This window comes from Jeotgalibacillus sp. JSM ZJ347, from assembly GCF_044383825.1.
Lineage (GTDB): Bacteria > Bacillota > Bacilli > Bacillales > Jeotgalibacillaceae > Jeotgalibacillus.
Genome location: NZ_JBISEN010000007.1, coordinates 37992 through 64631, shown reverse-complemented (window position 1 = coordinate 64631; position 26640 = coordinate 37992). Strand labels below are relative to the sequence as shown.

Annotated in this window: 40 protein-coding genes; 1 reads left to right on the top strand and 39 read right to left on the bottom strand. The window is 45.0% G+C overall.

Annotated elements, in window-relative coordinates:
* Window positions 1–5 precede the first annotated feature (5 nt).
* The 8 genes from ACH6CZ_RS15025 to cwlD form a co-directional block, all read right to left on the bottom strand.
* Window positions 6–935, bottom strand: a complete 930-nt coding sequence (locus ACH6CZ_RS15025; protein WP_374098256.1) for a type II secretion system F family protein — start codon at window positions 933–935, stop codon at window positions 6–8.
* A complete protein-coding gene (locus ACH6CZ_RS15020; protein ID WP_374098255.1) occupies window positions 926–2275 on the bottom strand; it encodes a TadA family conjugal transfer-associated ATPase in 1350 nt (449 codons plus the stop codon). Before ACH6CZ_RS15020 ends, ACH6CZ_RS15025 begins: the two co-directional genes overlap by 10 nt.
* A gap of 13 nt (window positions 2276–2288) precedes the next feature.
* Window positions 2289–3419: a CpaE/TadZ family protein gene (locus ACH6CZ_RS15015; protein ID WP_374098254.1), complete on the bottom strand. Its 1131-nt coding sequence runs from the start codon at window positions 3417–3419 to the stop codon at window positions 2289–2291.
* Window positions 3420–3463: 44 nt separating this feature from the next.
* Window positions 3464–4216, bottom strand: a complete 753-nt coding sequence (locus tag ACH6CZ_RS15010) for an SAF domain-containing protein (RefSeq protein WP_374098253.1) — start codon at window positions 4214–4216, stop codon at window positions 3464–3466.
* 635 nt (window positions 4217–4851) lie between these two features.
* The gene (locus tag ACH6CZ_RS15005) at window positions 4852–5043 is read right to left on the bottom strand and encodes a hypothetical protein (protein ID WP_374098252.1); all 192 of its coding nucleotides are present in this window, start codon (window positions 5041–5043) and stop codon (window positions 4852–4854) included.
* Window positions 5044–5077: 34 nt separating this feature from the next.
* Window positions 5078–6490 carry a vWA domain-containing protein gene (locus tag ACH6CZ_RS15000; RefSeq protein WP_374098251.1) on the bottom strand — a complete coding sequence of 471 codons (1413 nt, stop codon included), beginning with the start codon at window positions 6488–6490 and terminating at the stop codon, window positions 5078–5080.
* Window positions 6491–7129: 639 nt separating this feature from the next.
* Window positions 7130–8188 carry an Mrp/NBP35 family ATP-binding protein gene (locus ACH6CZ_RS14995; RefSeq protein WP_374098250.1) on the bottom strand — a complete coding sequence of 353 codons (1059 nt, stop codon included), beginning with the start codon at window positions 8186–8188 and terminating at the stop codon, window positions 7130–7132.
* Between the two features lie 65 nt (window positions 8189–8253).
* Window positions 8254–8952: an N-acetylmuramoyl-L-alanine amidase CwlD gene (gene cwlD, locus ACH6CZ_RS14990; RefSeq protein WP_374098249.1), complete on the bottom strand. Its 699-nt coding sequence runs from the start codon at window positions 8950–8952 to the stop codon at window positions 8254–8256.
* 133 nt (window positions 8953–9085) lie between these two features.
* Between cwlD and ACH6CZ_RS14985 the strand changes: the two genes are divergently transcribed.
* Window positions 9086–9451, top strand: coding sequence for a potassium channel family protein (locus tag ACH6CZ_RS14985; protein ID WP_374098248.1), 366 nt, complete (start codon window positions 9086–9088; stop codon window positions 9449–9451).
* A gap of 165 nt (window positions 9452–9616) precedes the next feature.
* Here ACH6CZ_RS14985 and rpsI read toward each other — a convergent pair whose 3' ends face one another.
* The 31 genes from rpsI to rplV form a co-directional block, all read right to left on the bottom strand.
* On the bottom strand, window positions 9617–10009 hold the full coding sequence (rpsI, locus tag ACH6CZ_RS14980) for a 30S ribosomal protein S9 (RefSeq protein ID WP_041120857.1): 393 nt from the start codon (window positions 10007–10009) through the stop codon (window positions 9617–9619).
* 25 nt (window positions 10010–10034) lie between these two features.
* Window positions 10035–10472, bottom strand: coding sequence for a 50S ribosomal protein L13 (gene rplM, locus ACH6CZ_RS14975; RefSeq protein ID WP_039806340.1), 438 nt, complete (start codon window positions 10470–10472; stop codon window positions 10035–10037).
* Window positions 10473–10943: 471 nt separating this feature from the next.
* Window positions 10944–11684, bottom strand: coding sequence for a tRNA pseudouridine(38-40) synthase TruA (gene truA / locus ACH6CZ_RS14970; RefSeq protein WP_374098247.1), 741 nt, complete (start codon window positions 11682–11684; stop codon window positions 10944–10946).
* Between the two features lie 12 nt (window positions 11685–11696).
* On the bottom strand, window positions 11697–12500 hold the full coding sequence (locus tag ACH6CZ_RS14965; protein ID WP_374098246.1) for an energy-coupling factor transporter transmembrane component T family protein: 804 nt from the start codon (window positions 12498–12500) through the stop codon (window positions 11697–11699).
* Window positions 12497–13357 carry an energy-coupling factor ABC transporter ATP-binding protein gene (locus tag ACH6CZ_RS14960; protein ID WP_374098245.1) on the bottom strand — a complete coding sequence of 287 codons (861 nt, stop codon included), beginning with the start codon at window positions 13355–13357 and terminating at the stop codon, window positions 12497–12499. The genes ACH6CZ_RS14965 and ACH6CZ_RS14960 overlap by 4 nt, the downstream gene beginning before the upstream one ends.
* The gene (locus ACH6CZ_RS14955) at window positions 13333–14169 is read right to left on the bottom strand and encodes an energy-coupling factor ABC transporter ATP-binding protein (RefSeq protein WP_374098244.1); all 837 of its coding nucleotides are present in this window, start codon (window positions 14167–14169) and stop codon (window positions 13333–13335) included. The genes ACH6CZ_RS14960 and ACH6CZ_RS14955 overlap by 25 nt, the downstream gene beginning before the upstream one ends.
* Before the next feature lie 636 nt (window positions 14170–14805).
* Window positions 14806–15186, bottom strand: a complete 381-nt coding sequence (gene rplQ, locus ACH6CZ_RS14950) for a 50S ribosomal protein L17 (protein ID WP_039806331.1) — start codon at window positions 15184–15186, stop codon at window positions 14806–14808.
* Window positions 15187–15228: 42 nt separating this feature from the next.
* Entirely contained in the window at window positions 15229–16173 is a 945-nt protein-coding gene (locus ACH6CZ_RS14945) for a DNA-directed RNA polymerase subunit alpha (protein ID WP_039806329.1), read from the bottom strand.
* A 161-nt stretch (window positions 16174–16334) separates the two neighbouring features.
* Window positions 16335–16724 (bottom strand): 30S ribosomal protein S11, encoded by a 390-nt coding sequence (rpsK, locus tag ACH6CZ_RS14940; protein ID WP_039806328.1) that lies wholly within the window; start codon window positions 16722–16724, stop codon window positions 16335–16337.
* 26 nt (window positions 16725–16750) lie between these two features.
* Complete coding sequence (rpsM, locus tag ACH6CZ_RS14935) at window positions 16751–17116, bottom strand: 30S ribosomal protein S13 (protein WP_374098243.1); 366 nt, start codon at window positions 17114–17116, stop codon at window positions 16751–16753.
* Between the two features lie 23 nt (window positions 17117–17139).
* Entirely contained in the window at window positions 17140–17253 is a 114-nt protein-coding gene (rpmJ, locus tag ACH6CZ_RS14930) for a 50S ribosomal protein L36 (RefSeq protein ID WP_036787716.1), read from the bottom strand.
* A 38-nt stretch (window positions 17254–17291) separates the two neighbouring features.
* Window positions 17292–17510, bottom strand: a complete 219-nt coding sequence (gene infA / locus ACH6CZ_RS14925) for a translation initiation factor IF-1 (protein WP_039806323.1) — start codon at window positions 17508–17510, stop codon at window positions 17292–17294.
* A 21-nt stretch (window positions 17511–17531) separates the two neighbouring features.
* On the bottom strand, window positions 17532–17783 hold the full coding sequence (locus ACH6CZ_RS14920) for an RNA-binding protein (RefSeq protein WP_374098242.1): 252 nt from the start codon (window positions 17781–17783) through the stop codon (window positions 17532–17534).
* Window positions 17784–17838: 55 nt separating this feature from the next.
* Window positions 17839–18585 carry a type I methionyl aminopeptidase gene (gene map / locus ACH6CZ_RS14915; RefSeq protein ID WP_374098241.1) on the bottom strand — a complete coding sequence of 249 codons (747 nt, stop codon included), beginning with the start codon at window positions 18583–18585 and terminating at the stop codon, window positions 17839–17841.
* Window positions 18585–19235, bottom strand: coding sequence for an adenylate kinase (locus ACH6CZ_RS14910; RefSeq protein WP_374098240.1), 651 nt, complete (start codon window positions 19233–19235; stop codon window positions 18585–18587). Before ACH6CZ_RS14910 ends, map begins: the two co-directional genes overlap by 1 nt.
* 56 nt (window positions 19236–19291) lie before the next feature.
* Window positions 19292–20593, bottom strand: a complete 1302-nt coding sequence (gene secY / locus ACH6CZ_RS14905) for a preprotein translocase subunit SecY (RefSeq protein ID WP_374098239.1) — start codon at window positions 20591–20593, stop codon at window positions 19292–19294.
* Window positions 20593–21033 (bottom strand): 50S ribosomal protein L15, encoded by a 441-nt coding sequence (gene rplO, locus ACH6CZ_RS14900; protein WP_039806313.1) that lies wholly within the window; start codon window positions 21031–21033, stop codon window positions 20593–20595. The genes secY and rplO overlap by 1 nt, the downstream gene beginning before the upstream one ends.
* A 30-nt stretch (window positions 21034–21063) precedes the next feature.
* A complete protein-coding gene (rpmD, locus tag ACH6CZ_RS14895) occupies window positions 21064–21246 on the bottom strand; it encodes a 50S ribosomal protein L30 (RefSeq protein WP_039806311.1) in 183 nt (60 codons plus the stop codon).
* Window positions 21247–21259: 13 nt separating this feature from the next.
* On the bottom strand, window positions 21260–21760 hold the full coding sequence (gene rpsE / locus ACH6CZ_RS14890) for a 30S ribosomal protein S5 (RefSeq protein ID WP_204730749.1): 501 nt from the start codon (window positions 21758–21760) through the stop codon (window positions 21260–21262).
* Window positions 21761–21783: 23 nt separating this feature from the next.
* The gene (gene rplR, locus ACH6CZ_RS14885) at window positions 21784–22140 is read right to left on the bottom strand and encodes a 50S ribosomal protein L18 (protein WP_039806308.1); all 357 of its coding nucleotides are present in this window, start codon (window positions 22138–22140) and stop codon (window positions 21784–21786) included.
* A gap of 33 nt (window positions 22141–22173) precedes the next feature.
* On the bottom strand, window positions 22174–22710 hold the full coding sequence (rplF, locus tag ACH6CZ_RS14880; protein WP_039806306.1) for a 50S ribosomal protein L6: 537 nt from the start codon (window positions 22708–22710) through the stop codon (window positions 22174–22176).
* A gap of 31 nt (window positions 22711–22741) precedes the next feature.
* A complete protein-coding gene (gene rpsH, locus ACH6CZ_RS14875; protein WP_039806304.1) occupies window positions 22742–23140 on the bottom strand; it encodes a 30S ribosomal protein S8 in 399 nt (132 codons plus the stop codon).
* A gap of 30 nt (window positions 23141–23170) precedes the next feature.
* Window positions 23171–23356 carry a 30S ribosomal protein S14 gene (gene rpsN / locus ACH6CZ_RS14870; RefSeq protein ID WP_036787751.1) on the bottom strand — a complete coding sequence of 62 codons (186 nt, stop codon included), beginning with the start codon at window positions 23354–23356 and terminating at the stop codon, window positions 23171–23173.
* 24 nt (window positions 23357–23380) lie between these two features.
* A complete protein-coding gene (gene rplE, locus ACH6CZ_RS14865) occupies window positions 23381–23920 on the bottom strand; it encodes a 50S ribosomal protein L5 (protein WP_322422660.1) in 540 nt (179 codons plus the stop codon).
* Between the two features lie 26 nt (window positions 23921–23946).
* The gene (gene rplX / locus ACH6CZ_RS14860) at window positions 23947–24258 is read right to left on the bottom strand and encodes a 50S ribosomal protein L24 (protein WP_374098238.1); all 312 of its coding nucleotides are present in this window, start codon (window positions 24256–24258) and stop codon (window positions 23947–23949) included.
* Window positions 24259–24295: 37 nt separating this feature from the next.
* On the bottom strand, window positions 24296–24664 hold the full coding sequence (rplN, locus tag ACH6CZ_RS14855; RefSeq protein ID WP_039806296.1) for a 50S ribosomal protein L14: 369 nt from the start codon (window positions 24662–24664) through the stop codon (window positions 24296–24298).
* Window positions 24665–24706: 42 nt separating this feature from the next.
* Window positions 24707–24970, bottom strand: a complete 264-nt coding sequence (gene rpsQ / locus ACH6CZ_RS14850) for a 30S ribosomal protein S17 (protein WP_039806294.1) — start codon at window positions 24968–24970, stop codon at window positions 24707–24709.
* A 23-nt stretch (window positions 24971–24993) separates the two neighbouring features.
* On the bottom strand, window positions 24994–25194 hold the full coding sequence (gene rpmC / locus ACH6CZ_RS14845; RefSeq protein WP_039806292.1) for a 50S ribosomal protein L29: 201 nt from the start codon (window positions 25192–25194) through the stop codon (window positions 24994–24996).
* Window positions 25184–25618, bottom strand: coding sequence for a 50S ribosomal protein L16 (gene rplP, locus ACH6CZ_RS14840; protein WP_039806290.1), 435 nt, complete (start codon window positions 25616–25618; stop codon window positions 25184–25186). The genes rpmC and rplP overlap by 11 nt, the downstream gene beginning before the upstream one ends.
* 2 nt (window positions 25619–25620) lie before the next feature.
* On the bottom strand, window positions 25621–26283 hold the full coding sequence (gene rpsC / locus ACH6CZ_RS14835; protein WP_374098237.1) for a 30S ribosomal protein S3: 663 nt from the start codon (window positions 26281–26283) through the stop codon (window positions 25621–25623).
* A 3-nt stretch (window positions 26284–26286) separates the two neighbouring features.
* Complete coding sequence (gene rplV / locus ACH6CZ_RS14830) at window positions 26287–26628, bottom strand: 50S ribosomal protein L22 (RefSeq protein ID WP_039806287.1); 342 nt, start codon at window positions 26626–26628, stop codon at window positions 26287–26289.
* Window positions 26629–26640 lie beyond the last annotated feature (12 nt).

The following is a 26640-nucleotide window of genomic DNA, read 5'->3' as shown; positions in this document are numbered from 1 at the left end:
ATCACCTACACTTTGATATCCGTAATCTTCCGGATCAGGAAGAACGAAAGTATGATTCCTGCGCTGAACAATGCGAGAATAATAAGCCCTGGTGTGGTGGTCAGCGGGTCAGTAAACCCGTCCATTACATTGTTCATGATCAGCAGGATAAAGATTGGCATCGCCGGTACAATGATTGAGATGTAACGCTGCTCTGAAGTCATTGTCCGGATTGTCTGATGCAGAATTTTTCTGTCTTCGAGTGTGGTCGCCATTGTCTCAAGTGTTGAAGCAAGGTTGCCTCCTGTCTTTTTTTGGATCAGGAGTGTGGCCGCAAAGAGCTGAAAGTCTCTTGAAGTATTTCGCTCCTGCACTTTTTTCAGTACCTGTTCAAGCGGCACACCGAGCTTCAGTTCGTATGACATTCTTTTAAACTCTTCCTTAGCTGGTGAGCTGACTTCGTTTGCTACAAGGTCAATCCCCTGTGTGACCGTCATCCCGCTTTTAGAAGCATTGGCAAGCAGCCGGCAGACTTCACTCAGCTGTTCGTTAAAGCGCTCCTCATAGCGGTTTTTCCGTAGATAGAAAAGCAGAAAGTGTGATGCTGCAAGCAGTCCGACTGTCAGCACCAGGCTAATAAAGGCTGACATACTGAAGATCATGTTAAAGACCACATAGAGCAATAGGAAACCTACAATATGAGCCCCCATATACTCAGATGGCAGCAGTCCGACGTTTGCCATCTGCAGCTTTTTGTGGAGCTTTTCAGAAGATGGTGACGCATCATATTTGTCTCCCAGGACACTGATCGCACTTTTCCTCTTCTCCTCCGGGTACCAGGTGCGCATTTTCTTTTTCCAGTCCTGCTTGTGCCGCCTGTAATCAAGCAGGAAGTAAATCATGAATAAGAGTGCGAGTGCTGCTGAGCCGAATAGAACTGCAATGATCATGTCCATATCGGCTCGCCTCCTTTTTGGAAGAGGTGTTCATCGAATTCAATTCCAAACAGTTTGAGCCGCTCTACACATTTAGGCACAATGCCGGTCGGTTCGAAATGACCAAGTACTTCTCCGTCTTTACCTGTTCCTGTGCGTTTGAAAATAAAGATATCCTGCAGCTTTACCTGGTTTTGATCATTTACGTATACTTCAGATATATTGACGATCTTACGTTTCCCGTCACCAAGCCGCTCTGCCTGCACAATCATATCGAGTGCACCGACAATGTATTCGCGGATAATATGTGTCGGCAGGTCCATTCCTGCCATGACGACCATCCCTTCTACACGGTTGATGGCGTCACTTGGTGTATTGGCGTGAACAGTCGTCAGTGAGCCTTCATGACCGGTGTTCATCGCCTGCAGCATATCAAAGGCTTCAGGACCCCGCACCTCACCGACAATGATCCGGTCCGGTCTCATACGCAGTGCGTTTTTAACAAGCTGTCTGATCGAGACTTCACCTGATCCCTCCACATTTGGCGGGCGGGCTTCAAGCCCAACAACGCTTGCACGGTTCAGCCGTAATTCAGCGGAGTCTTCAATCGTGATGACCCGCTCACCCGGCGGAACTGCCTTCGCAGCTGCGTTGAGGAGCGTCGTCTTCCCGCTGCCGGTTCCGCCTGAGATGAGTACATTCATTTTGGCTTCTACAACTGCCTGGATGAATGCAGTCATCGGTTCATCAAGTGAGCCGAATTCAAGCAGATCGTCCATTTCAATCGGTTCCTGTCTGAACTTCCGGATTGAGATCAGCGTGCCGTTCAGACTGACTGGCGGAATGACCGCATTTACACGGCTGCCATCAGGAAGACGGGCATCAACCATGGGCGAGCTTTCATCAATCCGCCGTCCAAGCGGTGCAATCACGCGGTCAACGATATGGCGGACATGGTCATCATCCTTAAAGGTAACGTTGGATTCCTGCAGCTGTCCGTTGCGCTCAATGAAAACTTCCTTTGGACCGTTGACGAGAATCTCGGTGATGGTTGGGTCCTTCAATAGCTGCTCCAGTGGTCCAAACCCCACACTCTCATCGATGAGGCGTGACATCAGCACTTCACGGTCGCCGCGTGGAATGACTACTTTTTCCTCAAGCATGAATTGATTCACGAGACGGTCAATCGACGCCCGCCGTTCGTGCTCATCGGCTGCTGTCAGCTGCTCAAGGTTCGTCTCAGCCAGCAGACGCGTCTTATAATGCTCGAGCAATTCTTCCAGGTAAGGCGTCATTACTGACTGTACGCTTTCTTTTTGCGGTTCAGCCTGAGAGCGTTTGGTACGTTGAAACAGTGACATTGCATTCTCCTCCTTACTTCAGCATCGATCTGACCCATTTACGTATATCTTTTGCTGCCGGTATTAATTTCTTCTCCTTTGGTTCTTTTCTGATCGGCTGTCCTTTATTAATGCCGGCCTGTACACCCTTCATATCCCGTCTGATCTCAGCTGCATGAGGATAGGTGACGAAGCGCTCAAGATCTTTTTCGGACAGCTCATTTTCCTTGCCGACTTCATTTAACACAAGTTCAAGGCGATCTTCTGTTGGAATCCCAAGCTTTTGAAATAGGCTTTCTACATGCTTTAAAACACGTATAGACGGTGTATCGAGTGCGATTGTGTAGAATACCTTATCCGCTTCAATTAAGGCACCGTATGTTCTTTCATCAATCGAGGACGGGAGATCCACAATGATAAAGTCATACGTTCTTCGGCAGGCTCTGAGTACTTTTGTGACAAAATCCTCTGTAAGCCGTTCAGCAAGCTCTGCATCCCTTGGACTGATTAACAGATCCAGCTTGGAAAACGGTTCTTTTTCAGAAACGTTTTTTAAATGATGTTCACTCAGCTCCTCGACAACCGGCTCTAAATCCATAATGGTCCGGTTCGGCTCAATACCCAGGAATGTTTCCCCGCCGCCGTATTGAAGGTTCAGGTCAATATAAATGACCTGGGCAGTCGATTCTAACTTCAGTGTCTGAGCGAAAGCAGTACTTAAGAACGTCTTTCCGCTCCCGCCTTTTCCACTGTAAAAGGTAAAGACCTTTCCATTCCCTCTTTTAAAAAGCTGCTCTTTCGGCTGTTCAGCTGAAGCTCTTGAGACAATCGTTTCAACCCGGTCACCCAGTCCTTCAAGATCCTCAGGCATGACAAGATAATCGGTTACGCCTCTTCTGACGAGATCTCTGAAAAGCTGGAAGTCATGAGATTCATGAATGAAGATGACCGGTGCGTGCAGCTGCTCGGACTGGATCAGCGCAACCCGTTCAATATCGCCTTCATCATGGAGCAGTAAAATGACTTTGGGCTGTTTATTTTTAAGCTCCGATCTGAGATGAGACGGATCGAGCACTTCTGTTTTTAATGTTTCCGGCAGCCTTGTACGAATCGTAGACACCAGGGTACTTTCTCTTCCAATGACTAACACATCTAATTCTTCCATGGCACAGCCTCCTTTTTTAGACACTTGCTTTTAATCGTTCAGAATTACCCGCCTGAAGCTTCTTTCTTTTTATCAGCGGGCTTTTGTTCTGTTTTTTCAGGTTCTGCCGGTTGTTCTTCCGCTTTTTCCTCTGCTGGCTCAGCCTCTTCTTCCGGCTCTTCTTCAGCAGCCGCTACTTCCTGACCAGAAACTCCGACATTTGCTTTAATCACACGTACACTGTCCGCATAATTCTGCATATGAATCAGCTCCGGTGTGTCCTCAAGTGAAATTTCAACCTGAACGCCTGAGAACTGACCTTCGTTATTCGCAACGCGTGCTACTTTCACATCTTTCATAAATATATCTGTTTTGTTACCTTCATCTGTTCTGTTAGATACAATAATATCCACACGATCCAGCGGCTCAAGCGGTTCATCAAATGACACCCGCTCTGAGGACATCATGGTCACCAGCCGGTTATTCTCTTCAGTAACAGCAGATGCTTCTTTCAGCATATTTTTAGATATCACATCCCCTTCAGATAAAGGAACAACTGATACCTTATTCATCAGTTCCTCAGGGTCACGGATATGCTCTGCTGTGACAAACTTCTGTGGGATGCTCTCAGCTGCCACTGCTTCCGGCGTAATCACATCACGCGCATCAATATCTGATCCCGCCACATAGACGGTCACCATCGTCCCAAGGTCATTGTTTAACTCTTTGACCTTTTGCAGCGTAAAGTATCCCGCTGCTGCTGCAAACAACGCAGCAATGATAAAAAATATAAGCGCCCTTCTTTTAGATTCGATCATGACTTTCCGCCTCTCTTTCATTGACCGGTAAAATATAGTCGAATGGAATCATATAAACGTTTTCTAATATGACATTCGTGTCGTTCATCACATTTTTGCGAAATGAGCTGAAATAGCTATCACTGTTTTTAATGGATTTTTCGCATACTGTCAAATCGTGGGGGGAATTGAATATTACAGGAAAAGAAGATAGTCCGGGTTGTCTGACGAGTGCTGGGGTCTAATGTACTGCTTAATTAATTTCACACATAGTAACTTGGAAATGATTCGACAAAATTCTCAATTTGATTGTTTCATTCTTTACAAAACGTGCGACCATAGCACCTTTTTCCATGGAATGTACTGGAAAAAACCTTGATTTTGAGAGGTTTGAAGTTGATATTTATAGGTTTGAAATGGTTTTGGCATGTTGAAAGTCGATGTCTGGGTGAAGCATTTATTTTTTTGCAGATGATGTCATGAATTCATGGTTATTTTCCATAAATTCCTTCTCACCGTTCTCTTGTAGAAATACTTTAGCTTTCTTTGCTATTTTTATTTCATTTATTCCTCTAACCTGCAGTAAATACATAGGCCCCTTTTTGAAGCCAATAAAAAGCACCCCTTCTAGGAAAGGGTGCTCTTAGCCGTTAATCTCAGGTCATGTGACTCTCCATCTGCTGCAGGTGGTGTCTCCGATAAGCATAGAGTGTCGCTGCAATACCAATTGACGCAAATGGAAAGCTTTCTGATCCAGCTAACCAAAGCATCAATTCAACAGGAATTAAAATTGCAAACATAATCATTAATATCATGTAAAACCTTTTCCATCTCTTGTACTTTTTCATCTTCATCGCTCCTCATCATAGAATAGTTTGTTCTCTATTCAGCATCTTCCGGAGACATCTCTTCAATCTGCTTTTCCATTTCTGCAACGCCTTCATCAAGCATTGTCTCAAGTTCAGTTCTGACCTGTTCTCTTACCTCATCGCCTCTGTCATCTACCTCATCTGCTTTATCTTCAAGTACTCTCTGCTGATCAAGTGTCAGTTTCCCTTCATCACGTAAAATGCGGTTTGCATTGTAGAGGGAGAGCTTTTGGTCCCGCACGTTGGCTGACCATTTATTTGACCAGTCAATAATGGCAAAAGACAGATCATTGGATTGTCCTAACAGATCAATCGATGCATCCAGCTTCCATCTCTTCCATTTACGGAGGACGTCCTCTGAGCGCTTGAATTCCTCTGCCAGCTGATCCGCGTTGCTGACATTTGTAAACATGCCATCTGCTGATTCTGCAACCTCTTTCAGCTGAGCCTGTGTTTCTGAATCAGCATTAAATCCAATCACATTGATAATTGGTGACATATTACTGTCAGCAAAAGATTTTGCCGCTTCAACCGGATCACCATCACACGTCTCAATGCCGTCACTCACAAGGTAAATCAGGTTTGTATTTTCTTCCCCGTCAAGCTCTTTGAAACTCTCAGCTGCCGATTCAAGTGCACCTGCAACCGGTGTCCAGCCTGCAGGTTCAAACTGATCAAGCGCCTCTTCAAATGCACCTGCTTCATAAGCCCCTCTTTCATAGACCTCTTCAATGGCAGCACATGACTTTGCTTTATCCGCCTCATCTCCGGTGCCTTCATGACCGTACACACGCAAAGACACATTGGCTTCTTCAGGCACAGTAGAAAGGAAGCTGTTGATTTCTTCTTTTGCCTGCTCCATTCTGGTGCGGTCTCCGGCATATGCACCCATTGATCCACTCGCATCGAGAATAATTTCTACATTGTAGTTTTCTTTAAACTGAAACCGTTCCTCCGCTTCAGGTGTTCCTGACAATGCAAATTTCATCTGATCAGTGATCTGCTTTGGGTCCGGCAGACTAAAAGCAGTAAGCGCATATATATAGTTAAAATAAGCGTCCATTTCTTCTTCAGTTGCATTCTCCGGAAGGGCCGGCACGTCTTCAAACGCTTCTAAAAACTGCTCCTTCCGCTCATCTGAAATTTCCAGCCTCTCACCATTGAGCATACCTGGCTCCTGACTGATAAATTCTTCAGCAGCTGAAGGCGGCTCAGGTACATTTAACTGCTCAATGGCAGAAACCACATCACCCGTATCTGCTTCCTCAGTCGCTTCATCTTCTTCTACAGGAGCAGACGCTTCAGCTGTCTCCTGGTTTTCAACCTCAACTACTGCTTCCTGCTTAGCTGCTTCTTCTTCATTTTCCTGACAGCCGGCAAGTGCCAGACTGAGGCAGAATACAGGTAGTGCAATATATCTCTTCACACAGCTCCCTCCTGACTTCAAATTTTATAAAAATAGTATGTTCGCATCACATTAGCATTTGTTAATGTGACATCTGTTTTACTTATGCCATTTCCAGAAAGTGAGCTGAAATAGCTACCATTGTTTTTAATGGATTTTTTTAAAACTGTCAAATCGTGGAGGGAAATGAATATTACAGAAAAAGAAGATAGTCCGTGTTGTCTGAAAGAGATCAGGGTCTAATGAACCACACATTTTATTTCTGACATAGTTACTTGGAATTGATTTCCACAGGTTAACCAGGTTCACTATTACATTCTTTACAAAACGTGTGACCATAGCACCTTTTTCCATGGAACGCACTGGGAAAAACCTTGATTTAGAGAGGTTTGAAGGTGAATATTATGGAGATGATAGTTTTTTTGATACATAAGCTGTGTTTAAGGTCACAGTTTTTTTTGCACAGCTGTTGATTGTAGCGTAAGGGGGGCGACTCCAGCAGGAGAAATCGGACAGGTGAGACCCCGCAGTGCGAAGCGCGAGGAGGCTCACCGCCGATCCTGCGGAAAGCGTCCCCCCTGGAGCGGAAATCAACAGCCACCTTTTACAGAGCCCATGCAAAAAAATACGACCCCATCAAATGAGGTCGTATGATTTCTATTATTCGGTTGTTTTATCAATCACTTCTTCAGCAATCTGATCATAAATCTTACCGAGCTTATGATCTTCTGCGTAGACAGAAGGTGCAAAGTCATCTTCATCCCAGTCAGGCTGCTGAAGCGGTAATTTACCAAGAAGCTCTGTGCGCAGTTCTTCTGCAAGCTTCTCTCCGCCTCCTGTGCCAAATACATATTCACGCTCTCCTGTTTTCTTGCTCTCATAGTAAGACATGTTTTCCACTACGCCAAGAATCGAGTGCTCTGTCTGAAGCGCCATCGCCCCTGCACGTGCAGCTACGAATGCAGCTGTCGGGTGAGGCGTTGTGACGATGATTTCCTTACTTGATGGCAGCATCGCGTGTACATCAAGCGCTACATCGCCCGTACCGGGTGGCAGGTCAAGCAGCAGGTAATCCAGCTCGCCCCACTCTACTTCAGTAAAGAAGCTGTTCAGCATCTTCCCAAGCATCGGTCCTCTCCAGATGACTGGCGCGTTATCTTCAACGAAAAACGCCATCGAAATGACTTTCACACCTTTACGGTCAACCGGAATAATACGTTCGCCGCGTACGACCGGACGCTTATTGATACCCATCATATCAGGCACGCTGAAGCCGTAGATATCTGCATCAATCAGACCGACCTTTTTACCCTGGCGCGCAAGTGCGACTGCGAGGTTAACAGATACCGTTGATTTCCCTACGCCACCTTTACCGCTGGCTACTGCGATAAACTGGACTTTGTTGCCTGGTGCGAGCAGGTTATCTTCCACTGCATCTCCCTGCTGACCACGGAACTTCTCAAGCTTTTCAGGCTCAAGCTCTGTAAAGCGGATACCGACTGTTTCAGCTCCCGCTCCTTTAAGCGCTTCGACTACTGCCATCTGAAGCTGCATCTGTTCAGCAGTCCCTGTTTTTGCAAGGGCAATTTTCACACTGACGTGATTCTTTTCTTCCTTAATGCTTACTTCCACAATTCCTTCAGTTTCCGCAAGCGTTGTATGTAAAATCGGATCATTCATTGAACCGAGCAATTCTCTGACCTGCTGTTCAGTTACCAAAACAAGACACTCCTTTTGAATTCGTTTTCATCTATGCAAGTATAACATAGGTGAAACGCTCAAGTTCACTCAGGAGGCTTATCTTCTTTGGAATAATGTCTCAGAATTCCGAGGTAAATGGCAGCTGCAATCTGTTGCTGGTAATCATCCTGTAAAAGCCAGTACCGCTCCTCCGGATTTGATAAAAAGCCCGCTTCCACCAGCACACCAGGGGTCTCCGCATGACTCAGCACATAAATTCCGTCAATCGGCTTGGATTTCCTTTTACTGTCCGGAATGTGGCGGTTCAATTCGTGCTGAATGAACCTCGCCAGCCGCTCATTCTGATCATTATAAGTTGTATAAAATGTTTGCGGGCCTTTCCATCTCGCTTCAGGAATTGCATTCAGATGGATACTGATAAACAAGTCATTATCTTTGTTATTAATCAGGTCAAGTCTCTTCTTAAGATCCTCCCGCTTACGGTCACGGTACCCTTTCGTATCTTCAGCAGCCAGGTCCTTATCTGTCTCTCTTGAAAGAATCACAATGGCACCCTGCTCTTCCAGATAGGTCTGCAGTTTCTTTGCAATGGATAACGTCAGATTTTTTTCTAGTATGGTTTCATGACTTGCACCCCCATCCAGACCGCCATGACCCGGATCCAGCACAATGACTTCACCCGTCAGCGGCAGGCTCCATTCCTCCACTGCATAGAGTAGCGCACCTGCACCCATCCCAACCAGCAGCACAATCGCTGCGAGTATGATTGATTTCCTCAGCATGTCCTGTCCTCCTTATTTTCTAAAGGAGTATATGCAGCGATTGTACGAGATAGAATGTGAAGAAAATGATGATCCCCCTTTGAACTGACTGGTGTATGATAAACGAAAGAAGCTGTGAATGGAGTGGATCACAATGATATCTTTTCTGATTACATTGCAAAGAATGCTGCGTGCAATTTTGAAGGGTTTGAAAGAACCTGAGTTTCAAGTGTTATTAACGCTTACTGTTTTTACTTTAATCTCAGGTACGATTTTTTATAGTACGGTGGAAGGCCTGCGGGTGTTAGATGCCCTCTACTTTAGTGTGACTACACTTTCTACTGTAGGCTACGGAGATTTCTCACCCCAGACTGATTTCGGAAAGGTATTTACGATGGTATATATTTTTGCGGGAATTGGCATTATTGTAGGGTTCGTAACGAAGATATTTGAGCTGACTACTAAAAATAAAATAGAGTCAAAGCAGAAGAAAGCACAGAAAAAGAGCAGTTTGGAGTAAGAAATTCGGGCGGTGGATGGCAGGTGAATGTGATCCGGGATTTACCGGATGTGACTCAAGCTCTTTGCTTTATCTCTGTTACTCAACTGAATCAATAAACGCCGGAAAATCCACAGAAAAACCCCCAGGCATCTGCCTGAGGGTTTGTGTAAGCGAAAAAGAAAATTAACGCTTTGAGAACTGAGGTGCACGACGTGCGCCTTTAAGACCTGGCTTCTTACGCTCTTTCATACGAGCATCACGAGTCAGAAGACCTGCGCGCTTAAGTGAGCCGCGGAATTCTGGATCTACAGTAAGAAGTGCGCGAGAGATTCCGTGACGGATTGCTCCAGCTTGTCCAGTGTAACCACCACCATTAACATTTACGTGGATGTCATAGCTTCCAAGTGTTTCAGTAATGTTAAGTGGCTGCTTGATTACTTCGCGTAGAGTTGCGAATGGGATATAGTTTTCAACGTCGCGTCCGTTAATAACGATTGTTCCGTTACCAGGTACTAGACGTACACGAGCAGTAGAGCTCTTACGACGGCCTGTGCCGATATATTGAACTTGTGCCAAGATAGTTACCTCCTCTTAAATTGAATTAACCGCGTAGTTCGTACGCTTCTGGTTTTTGAGCCTGGTGCGGGTGCTCAGCGCCTGCATATACGTGAAGCTTTTTGAAGATCTGGCGTCCAAGAGAGTTCTTTGGAAGCATACCTTTAATTGCAAGCTCCAGCATTTGACGTGGGTACTTAGTGCGCATTTCTAGTGCTGTACGCTGCTTAAGTCCACCTGGGTGCATGCTGTGACGGTAGTAGATCTTGTCAGTTAGCTTCTTACCTGTAAGATGAATTTTATCAGCATTAATGATGATCACGTGATCACCAGTGTCAACGTTTGGTGTGAATGTCGGTTTGTTTTTACCGCGTAGAATCGCAGCTACTTCGCTTGCAAGACGTCCAAGAGTTTGACCTTCAGCGTCTACAACTAGCCACTTGCGTTCTACTTCGTGGCCTTTAGCCATAAATGTTGTACGCATGAGTTTACCTCCTAAATAAGATTATATCGTTATGAATTACTTCATTAGTTTTGTTGTATTTATAACACTTCACTCATTGTAAGGTCCGGGTTCTTACTTGAGGGTGAAATACATACCATAGGCTATCTTATAATGTTTGACACTCGTTGTCAAGGGGATGTCACACCCGGATTAGTTGTTTTAGTGATTTTTTTTATTTTTTTCATAAACCGCTGATGATTTCCGGATGTATTCATTGAATTGCGAAAGGTGTCAGCGGCGAATACAGGTACCGTTTATGTGATCGAAATACATTGGAATGTGACCTGAGTTCGTTAAGATCTGACCCTAAATTTCCTAAATATGATCCGACATTTTAAGTTTTCAGATTATATGATCTGAAATACGATGAATCCGACCCGAAAATCCTGGAATCTGACCGCAAATTTGGTGTATGTGATCCGAAAGTGACTTCTTCTATCTTCGTGCTATTCAGTCTTTGTAGTTCACTTCCCACAAATATAATCCATGTGCAGGGGCCGTTTTACCGGCAGCGCTGCGGTCTTTTGCTTCAAGCATCTTCACAACTTCTACAGGTTGATACTTGCCATTTCCCACTTCAAGCAGCGTGCCTGCGATGATCCGTACCATGTTGTATAGAAAGCCGTTTCCTTTCACACGGAAAATGATCTCGCCCTCGAATTCTTCGATTTTGATAAAATCGATGATCCGTACGCGGTCGACGACTTCTGTTTTAGCAGATGAGAAACTTGTAAAGTCGTGCTCCCCTTCTAAATAGGCAGCCGCTTCACGCATGGCTTCTAAATCAATCGTATACGGGTAATGAACAGCATAGTGACGTCTGAATGGCAGTGCTACAGGGCTTGTATTGACGATATAACGGTATTCCTTCGTTTTTACACCAAAGCGCGCATGAAACGTCTCAGGCGCTTCCTCAGCGCTTAATACGGCCACATCATCACCGATTTTCTGATTCAGGATGACTGGCCATTTCGCAGCCGGCACCTGCAGGTCTGTATCGAAATGAAAGACCTGTCCCATCGCATGAACGCCTGCATCTGTACGGCCGCTCGCTGTGATCCTGATAAACTTCCCTTTATGAACCTCAGCAAGCGCCTGTTCGATCTCACCCTGCACAGTCCGCTGACCCGGCTGTACCTGATATCCGTAAAACTGTGAACCGTCATATGAAACGGTACATTTAATTCGCATTCATTTCACTCCTTAAATCCAAAAACGGAATGCTGCAAGGGCTGCCGCGAGCAGAACCAGCGACAGCAGCGCAAATGTATCACGTGCTTTCCAGAATAAAAGCCTGTACTTCGTTCTGCCTTCACCGCCGCGGTAGCCGCGCACCTCCATTGCCGTTGCAAGATCCTCTGCACGCTTGAATGCATTCACAAACAGCGGAATCATCAGCGGCACAATGGCTTTAATACGATCTTTCAGCGGGCCGCTCGACATATCTGATCCGCGCGCCATCTGTGCTTTCATGATTTTATCCGTCTCATCCATCAGAGTTGGAATGAAGCGGAGCGCAATTGACATCATCAGCGCAAGCTCATGGGCCGGAAATTTGACCTTTTTCAATGGATTTAATAGACTCTCCAGTCCATCCGTAATTGAGATTGGTGTTGTCGTCAGTGTTAACAATGAGGTCATAAAAACAAGCAATGTAAATCTCATTGAAATAAAGAATGCCTGACGGATTCCCTCTTCATAAATTTTGATCATGCCAAGATCCAAAATGACATTGCCTTCACGTGCGAAAAACAGCTGTAAGAGGAACGTAAAAGCAATCAGAATCATCACGGGTTTTAAGCCGCTCATCAGAAATCTGAGAGACAGTCCTGAGAGCTTAATACTTGCGTAGGTGAAGGCGGCTGCAATCAGATAGCCCCAAACATCGTTTGCAATAAAAATAATGGCGATAAAGGCAAATACAAAAATCAGTTTTGCACGCGGATCCATCCTATGTGCAATCGAATCTGCTGGGATATAACGTCCGAAAATCATTTTTTCCATCATAACGGTTCGCCTCCCTGCTTCAGCATGTCAGCGAGCTCGTCCATTGTCAGGCACACCTTCGGAAATGCTTTGCCGGCTTTTGCTTCAAGCATCCGCTGAAATTTCACAACTTCCGGAACGCCAAGCCCCCATTCTGCCAGACGCGCTGAGTCACTGAACAATTCACGCGGCGGCGCTTCATGCACTTTTTTTCCTTTATGCATCACAACGACTTTATCAGCGTAGCGTGCAGCGTCTTCCATACTGTGTGTAACGAGTACGAGTGTAATGCCGCGCTCTTTATGAAGACGATAGAACATCTCCATCATTTCACGGCGTCCGCGCGGATCAAGACCTGCTGTCGGTTCGTCTAAAATGAGCACTTCTGGTTCCATCGCAAGTACGCCTGCAATCGCAACCCTTCTCATCTGACCACCTGAAAGATCAAATGGCGATTTCTCCAGCACATCCTCAGACATGCCTACTTCTTTTAGCCAAAAAGCGGCGCGTTTCTGTGCCTCTTTTTCTGAAACGCCAAAGTTCATCGGACCATAGCAAATATCCTTCATGACGGTTTCTTCAAATAGCTGCTGTTCAGGAAACTGAAAGACAATGCCAACCTTTTCACGGATCGGCTTTAAATCCTTCTCTTTGCGTCCCGCTTTTACAACCCGATCACCGATTTGAACTGTGCCTGAAGTCGGCTTCAATAAAGCATTCAGATGAAGTAAAAGTGTCGATTTACCGGACCCCGTATGACCGATGATTGCTGTACACTGACCTTCCGGGATTTTAAAACTGACATCCTCCACCGCTTTTTTCTCAAATGGAGAATTCGCCGCATAGCGGTACTCTACTTGTTCAAGTATGATGTCCATAACTCATTCACCAACTCTTCTTCCGTCAAAGGCTTGCGCTCAAGCGGTATACCTTTTTCGTTTAATACGTGCGCCATTTTCAAGGGAAACGGCAGGTCGAGACCGAGGTCTACAAGTTCCTGACCAAGTGCGAAAATCTCCTCTGGCGTTCCTTCTCTGTACACTTCCCCCTGATTCATCACAATGATGCGGTCTGCCTTCGCCGCTTCTTCAAGGTCATGCGTAATGGATAGCACGGTCATCTCTTCTTCCTTCTTAAGCTCTCTCACAAGCTCGATCACCTCTGCCCGTCCTGTAGGATCAAGCATTGAAGTCGCTTCATCCAAAATAATAATATCCGGTCTGAGTGCAAGTACGCTTGCCATCGCAACACGCTGTTTTTGACCACCTGACAGGTGATGTGGCTCCTGCTGCAGGAAATCATCCATCTTTACCTGTTTCAGCGCAGTCTGCACGCGTTCCACCATGATTTCCTGAGGAATCCCATGGTTTTCAAGACCGAACGCAACATCATCCTGAACGGTTGTACCGACAAACTGGTTATCCGGATTTTGAAAGACCATGCCGATATGACGGCGTGTGTCCCATACGGTATCTTTATTCAGTCCGATCCCGGCAATGGTCACAGAACCCTGTTCAGGAAAGTAAAGTCCATTCATCAGTTTGGCGAGTGTGGACTTGCCGGAGCCGTTATGACCGACGATTGCTGTCCATTCACTGGATTTGATTGTGATGGAGACGTTTTTTAAAACTTCTCTTTCTGTTCCGGGGTATTTAAATGTAATGTTCTCAAGTGAAATCATATTGCTCATTGTGCCGGAACTCCTTTCATCTATTCTCTGCTCTGCTAGATTGTTAAAAAGTATTTCGTTTAAGAATCGCTGCTGATTTCCGTGCAGGGCTTCGCTTTCCGCGGACGAACGCTCGAGCCTCCTCAGGCAGAAAACCACTCCGGGCCAGAAGTGCACTGGCACTCCCACCCGTTTTTCCGCAGGAGTCTCCGCCCTGCACTCCAATCATCCGCTTAATTTTAATCAATAAGTAGTTTGCTTTTTATATACGTAAATACCTGAGACTGCTATATATATTTAAAAATTTCATCTAGAGAATTGATCGTAGCGGAAAGCGGTGACGCCGGCCGCGGGGAAAGCGTCCGCCTGGAGCGGAGATCAATTCTCGTTTGTTTTTATACTAAACTCCATCAAACTCTCACTTGAGTTTAACATAGCTTAATACAAAAAAAGCGCGCACCTCATTCAAGGAAATGCGCAAGTTTGTGGCTTATATATTTCCGTGTCCATTGTGACGATGGATGAATGAGGTGCTTAGAGCTAGACGGGACAGGCGGACCTGCCCATCATAGCGCTCTGCTTTTTGCGTGTCGTATGAATCGTTAAACAAAGAGGGCGAGAGCAGTTAGGCTCCGCCCTCTCAGTGTGTAATCTGAATTAAACTAATTCGATGATTACCATTGGTGCGCCGTCTCCGCGACGAGGACCAACTTTCATGATACGAGTGTATCCACCTTGACGTTCAGTGTAACGAGGTGCTACATCGTTGAAAAGTTTTTGAAGAGCATATACTGTAGACTCTTCGCCTTCTTCGTTCTTAACAGTTGCTTGATCGCGACGGATGAAAGCAGCTGCCTGACGACGTGCGTGCAGGTCACCACGTTTACCAAGAGTGATCATTTTTTCTACTGTTGAGCGAAGTTCTTTCGCGCGAGCTTCAGTTGTTTCAATACGTTCGTTGACGATAAGGTCAGTTGTAAGGTCACGTAGAAGTGCTTTACGCTGAGAGCTTGTACGTCCTAACTTTCTGTAAGCCATGAAGGGTTCCCTCCTTTATTAAAATTCTGTTCTATCGGTCAATTAGTCTTCTTTACGAAGGCCTAACCCTAATTCATCTAATTTAGCCTTAACTTCTTCAAGGGATTTACGTCCAAGGTTACGCACTTTCATCATATCCTCTTCTGACTTGTTAGCCAGTTCCTGGACTGTGTTGATTCCTGCACGTTTCAGGCAGTTATAAGAACGGACAGATAGATCAAGTTCTTCGATTGTCATCTCCAATACTTTCTCTTTCTGATCTTCTTCTTTTTCTACCATGATTTCTGCATTCTGTGCTTCGTTCGTTAATCCAACGAAAATATTAAGGTGTTCAGTCAGAATCTTAGCACCTAGAGCAACAGCTTCTTTCGGGCCAATGCTTCCGTCTGTCCAGACATCAAGTGAAAGCTTATCGAAGTTAGTCAACTGACCAACACGAGTGTTTTCAACCTGATAGTTTACACGGGAAACAGGTGTGTAGATTGAATCAACCGGAATAACTCCAATTGGTAAATCTTCACGCTTGTTCTGGTCTGCTGGTGTATAACCGCGTCCTCTTGATGCAGTTAAACGCATACGAAGGTGACCGTTTTTGCCCACTGTCGCAATATACAGATCCGGATTAAGAATCTCTACATCGCTGTCATGAGTAATATCGGCTGCAGTTACCTGACCATCACCCTGAACATCGATTTCCAATGTTTTTTCTTCATCTGAATAGATCTTCAATGCCAGTTTCTTGATATTCATTACAACTGTTGTGACATCTTCTACGACGCCTTCGATCGTTGAAAATTCGTGCAGTACGCTATCAATCTGAATAGACGTTACTGCTGCACCAGGAAGTGAAGATAATAGGATACGACGCAAGGAGTTACCCAATGTTGTACCATACCCACGCTCAAGTGGCTCTACAACGAATTTTCCGTACTTGGCATCATCGCTGATCTCAACCGTTTCAATTTTTGGCTTTTCAATTTCGATCATTCAAATTTACCCTCCTTCAAAACGTCGAAACCCCGGAATGTATTCCGAAATTCCCCATGTTTACGGTTCCCATTGTGCTTTACAACTGGATCATTCTTTTCTGTAAGAAGGAAACGCCTCTTCCAGTATTGACCAGAATCAGCCGATCTTATACAGAAAAATTAAACACGACGACGCTTTGGCGGGCGGCAGCCATTGTGAGGTACTGGCGTTACGTCTTTGATTGCCGTTACGTCAAGACCTGCAGCTTGTAGTGCGCGGATAGCCGCTTCACGACCTGCACCAGGACCTTTTACTGTTACTTCTAGAGTTCTTAGTCCGTGTTCCATTGAAGCTTTAGCTGCTGTTTCAGCTGCCATTTGCGCTGCGAATGGAGTAGACTTACGAGATCCGCGGAAACCTAGTGCACCAGCACTTGACCATGCAATTGCATTACCCTGCGTATCTGTAATCATCACGATTGTATTGTTAAAAGTTGAGCGGATGTGTGCAATACCAGCTTCGATATTCTTTTTCACACGACGCTTACGAGTTTGTTGTTTACGTGCCATTGTAGGAAGTAACCTCCTTTACCTAATTATTTTTTCTTGTTCGCTACAGTCTTACGAGGACCTTTACGAGTACGTGCATTATTTTTCGTGTGCTGTCCTCTTACAGGAAGACCACGACGGTGGCGAAGACCACGGTATGAACCAATTTCCATTAGACGCTTAATGTTAAGTGACGTTTCACGACGAAGGTCACCTTCAACTTTATAGCTGTCAAGCGTTTCACGGATTTTGTTAAGTTCATCTTCAGTCAGATCACGAACGCGAGTGTTTTCAGAAACACCAGCTTCTTTAAGGATTTGACTTGCAGTTGATTTACCGATACCAAAGATATACGTTAGAGAAATCACAACGCGCTTATCGCGAGGGATATCTACTCCAGCAATACGTGCCATTTACATGAGCACCTCCTTCATTATTAGCCTTGTTTTTGTTTGTGTTTAGGATTGTCGCAAATCACCATTACTTTACCTTTTCTGCGGATGACTTTGCATTTCTCACAGATTGGCTTTACAGATGGTCTCACTTTCATCTTATCTAAACCTCCTTAGTGGTTCGGAGTGCAAAAGATTATTTGTAACGGTAAGTGATACGGCCGCGAGTCAGATCATATGGAGATAATTCCACAGTGACTCTATCGCCTGGCAGGATTCGAATGAAGTGCATACGAATTTTGCCTGACACGTGTGCAAGCACAGTGTGACCATTTTCTAATTCTACCTTAAACATTGCATTAGGCAAAGTTTCAGCAACGGTGCCTTCAATTTCGATAACATCGTCTTTCGCCATCGAACAAATCTCCCTTCTTTATCAATCTTGCAGAGTGCTGACAAATGTCGTCACTGCATGACGCAGTTTTCCGTTTGTCACACGCCCTGTTTCGGATATACTATTTTGAACTTCAGGGGATACATAGTCGCATGAAGTCAAATGATGAATGTTTTTCTTTTTTGGCCGGTCAAACTTCCGGTTTTCACCGTCCGCAATTAAAACAAACTTTTCATCTAACCGATGAATGACAACCGCATATACTCCAGTATCGCGGCCCTTGTTCACCTGCACAATTTGCCCTATCCCGGGGGGCGAATCGGATTCAAACAAAAAGGATCACCTTCAATCAGGTTCTTGTCAGGATTTCGTAACCTTCTTCTGTGATCGCAATCGTGTGTTCAAAGTGCGCACACATTTTACCATCAACTGTTACGACTGTCCAGTTATCAGCAAGTGTCTTGACGTAGCGACTTCCTGCATTCACCATCGGTTCAATCGCTAGTACCATGCCAGGCTTTAGGCGAGGTCCTTTATCAGGCGGACCAAAATGAGGAATTTGCGGTGCCTCATGTAAGTCTTGCCCTACACCATGCCCCACATACTCCCGTACGATTGAAAAACCGTTTTCTTCAGCATACGTTTGAACAGCATGAGAGATGTTCGATAAACGAACACCCGGTTTTGCTTCTTCCAAGCCACGGTAGAGAGACTCTTCCGTTACTTCAAGCAGCTTTTGTGTCTCTGCCGGAATATCACCTACAGGGTAAGTCCAGGCTGAGTCACCATGATAGCCTTTGTACTTTGCGCCAATATCAATACTGATAATGTCGCCGTCCTTAAGCTTCCGGTTACCTGGAATGCCGTGTACGAGCTCTTCGTTCACAGAGGCACAAATGCTTCCGCTAAAACCGTTGTATCCTTTGAAGGATGGAACCGCGTCATGCTGACGGATGAACCGGTCAGCAATCTCATCAAGTTCCTTCGTTGTGATCCCAGGCGCTATATGCTTTTGCAGCTCCTGATGGGTTAACGCAACGATCTTGCCTGCTTCGCGCATGATCTCAATCTCGCGAGGAGTCTTGCAAATGATCATTAGCGAAGGCCCCCAAGCAATTCATCAACGTCAGTGAATACCTTGTTGATATCCTGCTGGCCGTCAATGTCTCTGAGCACGCCTTTTTGACTGTAGAAGTCAAGAAGCGGCTGAGTTTGCTTCATATTAACATCTAAACGATTTTTAACAGTTTCAGGTTTATCATCTTCACGCTGGTAAAGTTCCCCACCGTCTTTATCACATTTACCTTCTACTGCAGGAGGGTTGAATACTGTGTGATACGTCGCACCGCAGGTCTTGCAGATCCAGCGGCCGGTAAGACGCGTCATCAGTTCTTCTTTTTCCACCTTAATGTTTAGAACATAGTCAAGTTCTTTGCCAAGGTCTTTGAGTAATGCATCAAGCGCATCGGCTTGTGCCACTGTTCTCGGGAATCCATCTAACAGAAACCCTTCTTGGCAATCGTCATTGCTTAATCGTTCACGAACAATACCGATCGTTACTTCGTCCGGTACCAGGTCGCCCTGATCCATGTACGATTTCGCCTTCAATCCAAGTTCTGTTCCGTTTTTAATTGCTGCACGGAACATATCCCCTGTTGAAATATGAGGGATATTATATTTTTCAATAATTCTTTCAGCCTGAGTGCCTTTTCCGGCACCAGGTAATCCCATTAAAACAATATTCACAAGTAAGCCCCCTCATTGACGATGGGCTTCAGGGCTCGCACCCCAAAACCATGTGATTATCTCATGAACCCTTTATAGTTCCGTTTCACCAGCTGTGCTTCAAGCTGCTTCATTGTCTCAAGTGCAACCCCTACAACGATCAATAGGCTAGTACCGCCGATTTGAACCGATTGCGGAAGACCTGCAAGATTAATGAAGAAGATTGGCAGGATTGAAATTACTGAAAGGAAAATCGCTCCTACGAAAGTTAAACGGTAAAGAACGCTCGTCAGGTAATCCTGAGTCGCTTGTCCAGGTCGGATTCCTGGGATATAACCACCTTGTTTTTTAAGGTTTTCTGCCATATTCTCCGGATTCACCTGAATGAATGCGTAGAAATACGTGAACGCAACGATCAGTGCAACGTAAATCGTCATACCGATTGGTTGAGTATAATCAAATACTTCCTGAATCGTTGTTGTAATGTTGTTTTGACCAAAGAAAGTAACGAGTGTCTGCGGTGTGATAATAAAGGAAATCGCGAAGATTACCGGAATTACCCCTGCAGCATTCACTTTCAATGGAATGTGTGACGACTGTCCGCCCGTTGCCGGTGCATTCTTGCCGCCTACACGCTTTGCATACTGAACCGGGATTTTACGCAATGCCTGTTGAACGAAGATTACGCCAACAGTGATTGCAACAACCGCAAGTGCCAGTAGTGCCAGAATAACGATGTTAAGGAAAAGCTGTTCCCCAGCACCTTCAATCTGTTGTGCATATAACTGATTAACGCCATTAGGAATAGCGGCCACGATACCTGCAAAGATAATGATGGAAATACCATTTCCAACACCTTTTGCTGTGATCTGCTCTCCTAACCACATTAAAAAGGCTGTCCCGGCTGTCAGTACGATTGCGATAAGCATGTACGTTGTAATCGATGTATCAGGGATCAATGATCCACCGTACATACGATTGAAGCCATAAGACATTCCAATTGCCTGGATAAATGCCAGTACAATCGTGAAGTAACGTGTAAACTGAGCCAGCTTACGACGTCCAACATCTCCCTGTTTAGACCACTCAGCAAATTTCGGAACAACGTCCATTTGCAAAAGCTGAACAATGATGGAGGCCGTGATGTACGGCATAATACCCATCGCCAGGATCGAGAAGTTGATCAATGCTCCACCACCGAATGTATTCATAAATCCTATCAGACCAGCCATTTCATCCTGTGCCTGAAGGACTTGTGCATCTACACCCGGTACCGGAATGAAAGTTCCGATCCTAAAGACCACCAACATTAAAAGGGTGAAAATAATTTTATTTCTTATATCACCCACGCGCATAAAATTGGAGATTGTCCGAAACATTAAACCACCTCAGTTGTTCCGCCGGCAGCTTCAATTGCTTCTTTAGCAGCAGAAGAGAATTTGTGAGCTTTAACAGTCAGCTTCTTCTCTACGTTACCCTTAGCAAGAATCTTAATTCCTGCTAATTCTTTGCTTACTACTCCAGTTTCGATCAGAAGTTCCGGTGTTACTTCCGTACCTTCTTCAAAACGGTTAAGTGTGTCCAGATTAACAATCGCAAATTCCTTGCGGTGGATGTTTGTGAATCCACGCTTTGGAAGACGACGTGCTAATGGGTTCTGACCACCTTCAAAGCCTGGTCTTACGCCTCCGCCTGAACGTGCGTTTTGACCTTTGTGACCTTTACCTGAAGTTTTACCATTACCAGATCCGATACCGCGACCAACGCGATTGCGTTCTCTGCGAGATCCTTCTGCAGGTTTTAACTCATGAAGTTTCATAGTGGCACCTCCTTGTTGATAAACATGAAATTAGATTTCTTTAACTGATACCAGGTGAGACACTTTATTGATCATACCGCGAATAGCTTCGTTATCTTGCTGTTCAACAGTCTGGTTAGTCTTACGAAGACCAAGAGCCTGGACTGTTGCACGCTGATCTTTACTGCGTCCGATCACGCTGCGAGTGAGGGTAATTGCTAGTTTATTTGCCATCACTTATCCCTCCTTATCCTAACAGTTCTTCCACTGACTTACCACGTAGCTTAGCAACGTCTTCTGCACGCTTAAGCTGCTTAAGGCCGTCAATTGTGGCACGAACCATGTTGATTGGTGTGTTAGAACCTAGTGATTTTGAAAGAATGTCGTGGACACCTGCAAGTTCAAGTACCGCACGAACTGGTCCACCAGCGATGATTCCTGTACCAGGAGATGCTGGCTTGATTAAGATTGAGCCTGCTCCAAAGCGGCCTGTAACAAGGTGAGGAGTCGTTCCTTCAACCATTGGTACTTCAATCAGATTTTTCTTCGCGTCTTCGATTGCTTTACGGATCGCATCAGGTACCTCTTGGGCTTTACCTGTACCGAAACCTACATGGCCATTCTTGTCTCCTACTACTACTAGAGCAGAGAAACGGAAGCGGCGGCCACCTTTAACAACCTTAGCGACACGGTTAATCGTAACTACGCGTTCTTCAAGTTCAAGTTTGTTTGGATCAATGCGACGCATCTGGATTGTCCCTCCTTTTTCTATTAAAATTCAAGTCCGTTTTCACGTGCAGCTTCAGCAAGAGCTTTCACGCGGCCGTGGTAAAGATATCCTCCACGGTCAAATACGACTGATTTCATTCCTTTTTCTGCTGCGCGTTTAGCGATTGCTTCGCCAACTTTTTGTGCAGCCTCGACGTTTCCGCCAGTTTCAAGACCAAGCTCTTTCGTAGATGCAGCAGCTAGTGTTACGCCGTTAGCATCATCGATAAGCTGAGCGTAGATGTGCTTGTTTGAACGGTAAACATTCAAACGCGGACGAGATTCAGTTCCCGTGATCGTTGTACGAACACGTGCATGACGTTTCTTACGTACCGCATTCTTGTCAACTTTAGTAATCAATCAAGGTCACTCCTTTCATGCGCCTAAGCGGCATTATTTACCTGTTTTACCTTCTTTACGACGAACATATTCGCCTTCGTAACGGATTCCTTTACCTTTGTAAGGCTCTGGAGGACGTACGTCACGGATGTTTGCAGCTAGTGCGCCTACGCGCTCTTTGCTTGCGCCTTTAATTGTAACCTTTGTGTTTGAAGGAACTTCGATTTCGATTCCTTCTTCCGGTGTGATCTCAACTGGGTGAGAGTATCCTACGTTAAGAACAAGCTTGTTACCTTGTTTCTGTGCACGATATCCAACCCCGATAAGCTCAAGGCTACGTTCAAAACCTTTAGATACACCCTCGATCATGTTGTTCAGGATCGCACGAGTTGTACCGTGGATTGTACGGTGTTCTTTTGAGTCAGAAGGACGAACAACTGTAAGTGTGCTGCCTTCCTGCTCGAATTTCATTTCTGAATTAAAAGTGAATGAAAGTTCACCTTTAGGTCCTTTCGCAGTAACATGTGAACCGTCAAAAGTTAATGTTACATCTGAAGGTACCTCGATTGGTTTTTTTCCTACACGAGACATTTTGTTGCACCTCTCTTTCGATTAAAAAGTATTACCAGACGTATGCTAGAACTTCTCCGCCAACTTGCTTAGCGCGAGCTTCTTTGTCAGTTACAACGCCAGTTGAAGTAGATACGATTGCAATTCCTAGGCCGTTCAGTACGCGTGGAAGCTCATCAGCTTTTGCGTAAACACGAAGACCTGGTTTTGAAATACGCTTAAGGCCAGTGATAACACGCTCATTGTTTGCACCATACTTAAGGAAGATGCGAATGATACCCTGCTTGCTGTCCTCGATATATTCAACGTCACGGATGAAACCTTCACGCTTGAGGATTTCTGCAATTTCTTTTTTCATGTTAGAAGCAGGAACCTCTAGCTTCTCGTGACGAACTTGATTCGCATTACGGATGCGAGTCAGAAGATCTGCGATTGGATCTGTCATTGTCATATTAATTTACCTCCTTCCCAAAATCGGGTATTACCAGCTGGCTTTCTTAACGCCAGGAATTTGACCCTTGTATGCTAGTTCACGGAAACAAATACGGCAAAGCTTAAATTTGCGTAGTACTGAGTGTGGACGTCCGCAACGTTCGCAACGTGTATACTCTTGTACTTTGAATTTTTGCTTGCGCTGTTGTTTCGCAATCATTGATTTTTTAGCCACGTTTACGCCTCCCTTTTATAGAGATTACTTTTGGAATGGCATACCGAATTGTGTTAGAAGCTCACGAGACTCTTCGTCTGAGTTAGCTGTCGTTACAATTACGATGTCCATGCCACGTACTTTGTTCACTTTGTCATAATCGATCTCTGGGAAGATAAGCTGCTCTTTAACACCAAGAGTGTAGTTACCGCGACCGTCGAAAGACTTTTTAGATACTCCGCGGAAGTCACGTACACGTGGAAGAGATACAGAGATTAGCTTGTCTAGGAAGTCATACATACGCTCGCCGCGAAGTGTAACTTTCGCACCGATTGGCATACCTTCACGAAGACGGAAGCCTGCGATAGATTTCTTAGCTTTTGTAATCAAAGGCTTTTGACCAGTGATTGTTGTAAGCTCCTCTACAGCTGTATCTAGTGATTTAGTGTTTTGAACTGCTTCACCAACACCCATGTTGATTACGATTTTTTCGATTTTTGGCACCTGCATTACAGAAGTGTAATCGAACTTCTTAACTAGAGCAGGTGTAATTTCATTATTGAACTTTTCTTTTAGGCGGTTCATGCTTGAGTACCTCCCCTCTTCATTAACTATTTATCTAAAGATTCACCTGATTTTTTAGCAATACGTACTTTCTTGCCGTCCTCAACTTTATAACCAACGCGTGTTGGTTCGTTCGTTTTCGGATCGATCAGCATCACGTTTGATACGTGAATTGCTGCCTCCATGTTAGAGATTCCACCTTGTGGATTCATCTGTGAAGGTTTTGAATGTTTCTTGACGATGTTCACACCTTCTACAGTTACGCGGTCAGTTTTCGGAGAAGCTGCAAGAACAGTACCTGTTTTGCCTTTATCTTTTCCGGAAATAACCATTACTTTATCGCCTTTTTTTACGTGCATCCTGTCGCACCTCCTTGATACGGTGGTTGATTATCAATTAAAGAACTTCTGGTGCTAGAGAAACAATCTTCATGAAGTTGCTGTCACGAAGTTCACGAGCAACCGGTCCGAAGATACGAGTTCCACGAGGGCCTTTGTCGTCACGGATGATGACACAAGCATTCTCATCGAACTTGATGTACGTACCATCTTTACGACGAACTCCGCTCTTTGTACGAACGATTACCGCTCTTACAACTTCACCTTTTTTAACAACGCCTCCTGGTGTTGCTTGTTTCACTGTGCAGACGATCACATCACCAATATTAGCAGTCTTGCGGCCTGAACCTCCAAGAACTTTAATGGTTAACACTTCACGTGCGCCAGAGTTGTCAGCTACTTTTAAACGTGATTCCTGTTGAATCATGTTGGTTACCTCCCTTCGGAATTAACATTTCCGAACAATATATTAGATAATAACCGCTTCTTCTACGACTTCCACTAGACGGAAACGTTTTGTTGCTGAAAGCGGACGAGTTTCCATAATACGAACAATGTCGCCTGTTTTGGCTTGGTTTTGTTCATCGTGAGCTTTGTACTTCTTAGAGTACTTTACTCGTTTGCCATAAAGTGAATGTTTCTTTTGTGTTTCAACTAGCACTGTGATTGTTTTGTCCATTTTGTCAGAAACAACACGGCCAGTGTAAACTTTACGCTGGTTGCGTTCACTCATGCTGCAAACCTCCTCTCAGTTTATCAGTTGTTAGCGCCGATTTCTCTTTCACGAATCACGGTTTTCATGCGAGCAATGGCTTTTCGTACTTGACGGATGCGAGCAGTGTTTTCAAGCTGACCAGTAGCCAGTTGGAAACGAAGGTTAAATAGCTCTTCCTTCAAAGATTTTACTTTTTGTTCAATTTCGGCAGTGGTAAGGTCACGAATTTCATTAGCTTTCATTTGATTCACCACCAATTTCTTCTCGTTTTACAAACTTAGTCTTAACCGGAAGTTTGTGTGATGCAAGACGAAGTGCTTCACGAGCAACTTCTTCAGATACTCCAGCGATTTCGAACATAATCTTACCCGGCTTTACAACTGCTACCCATCCTTCTGGTGCCCCTTTACCGGAACCCATTCGGACTTCTAGAGGTTTCTTAGTGTAAGGCTTGTGTGGGAAGATTTTAATCCATACTTTACCGCCACGTTTCATGTAACGTGTCATCGCGATACGAGCAGACTCGATCTGACGGTTAGTGATCCAGCTAGCTTCAAGAGCTTGAAGACCGTATTCACCAAAGCTTACTTCAGTACCGCCTTTTGCCTGTCCGCGCATCTTTCCACGGTGTACACGACGATATTTAACGCGTTTAGGTAATAACATGATTAGTTTCCTCCTTCCTCGGATTTCTTGTGGTTCTTGGTAGGAAGAACTTCTCCACGGTAGATCCATACTTTAACTCCGAGCTTACCATACGTAGTATCCGCTTCAACGTGAGCGTAGTCGATGTCAGCACGAAGAGTATGAAGTGGAACAGTACCTTCACTGTAATGTTCAGCACGTGCGATGTCTGCTCCGCCAAGACGACCAGAAACCATTGTTTTGATCCCTTTAGCGCCAGCACGCATTGTGCGTTGGATTGATTGCTTTTGAGCACGACGGAAAGACACACGGTTTTCCAGTTGACGTGCAATGTTTTCACCTACAAGCTTCGCATCAAGATCAGCGCGTTTGATTTCAACGATGTTGATGTGAACTCGCTTGCCAGTGATCTTGTTAAGGTCTTTACGAAGTGCTTCGACTTCAGTACCACCTTTACCGATAACCATACCTGGCTTAGCAGTGTGAATTGTAATGTTAATGCGGTTAGCCGCACGTTCGATTTCTACTTTAGAAACAGATGCTTCTTTCAGACGACCTTCGATGTAGTCACGTACTTTAAGGTCTTCGTGAAGCAGGTCTGCGTAGTCTTTGCCTGCGAACCATTTTGATTCCCAGTCACGAATGACTCCGATACGTAGTCCAATTGGATTTACTTTTTGACCCACGTGTTATCCCTCCTTTTTTTCAGATACCACGATTGTGATGTGGCTTGTACGTTTGTTAATGGCACTTGCACGACCTTGTGCACGAGGACGGAAACGTTTAAGTGTTGGTCCTTCGTTAACATATGCTTCAGAAATCACAAGGTTGTTAATGTCCATGTCGTAATTATGCTCAGCGTTCGCTACAGCAGATTTTAATACTTTCTCGATCACTGGTGATGCAGCGCGTGGTGTGTGGTTTAAGATAGCCACCGCTTCGCCAACCTGCTTACCGCGGATTAAATCTGCTACTAGGCGTACTTTACGAGGAGCAATACGAACTGTGTTTGCAACAGCTTTTGCTTGCATTAGGATAGCCTC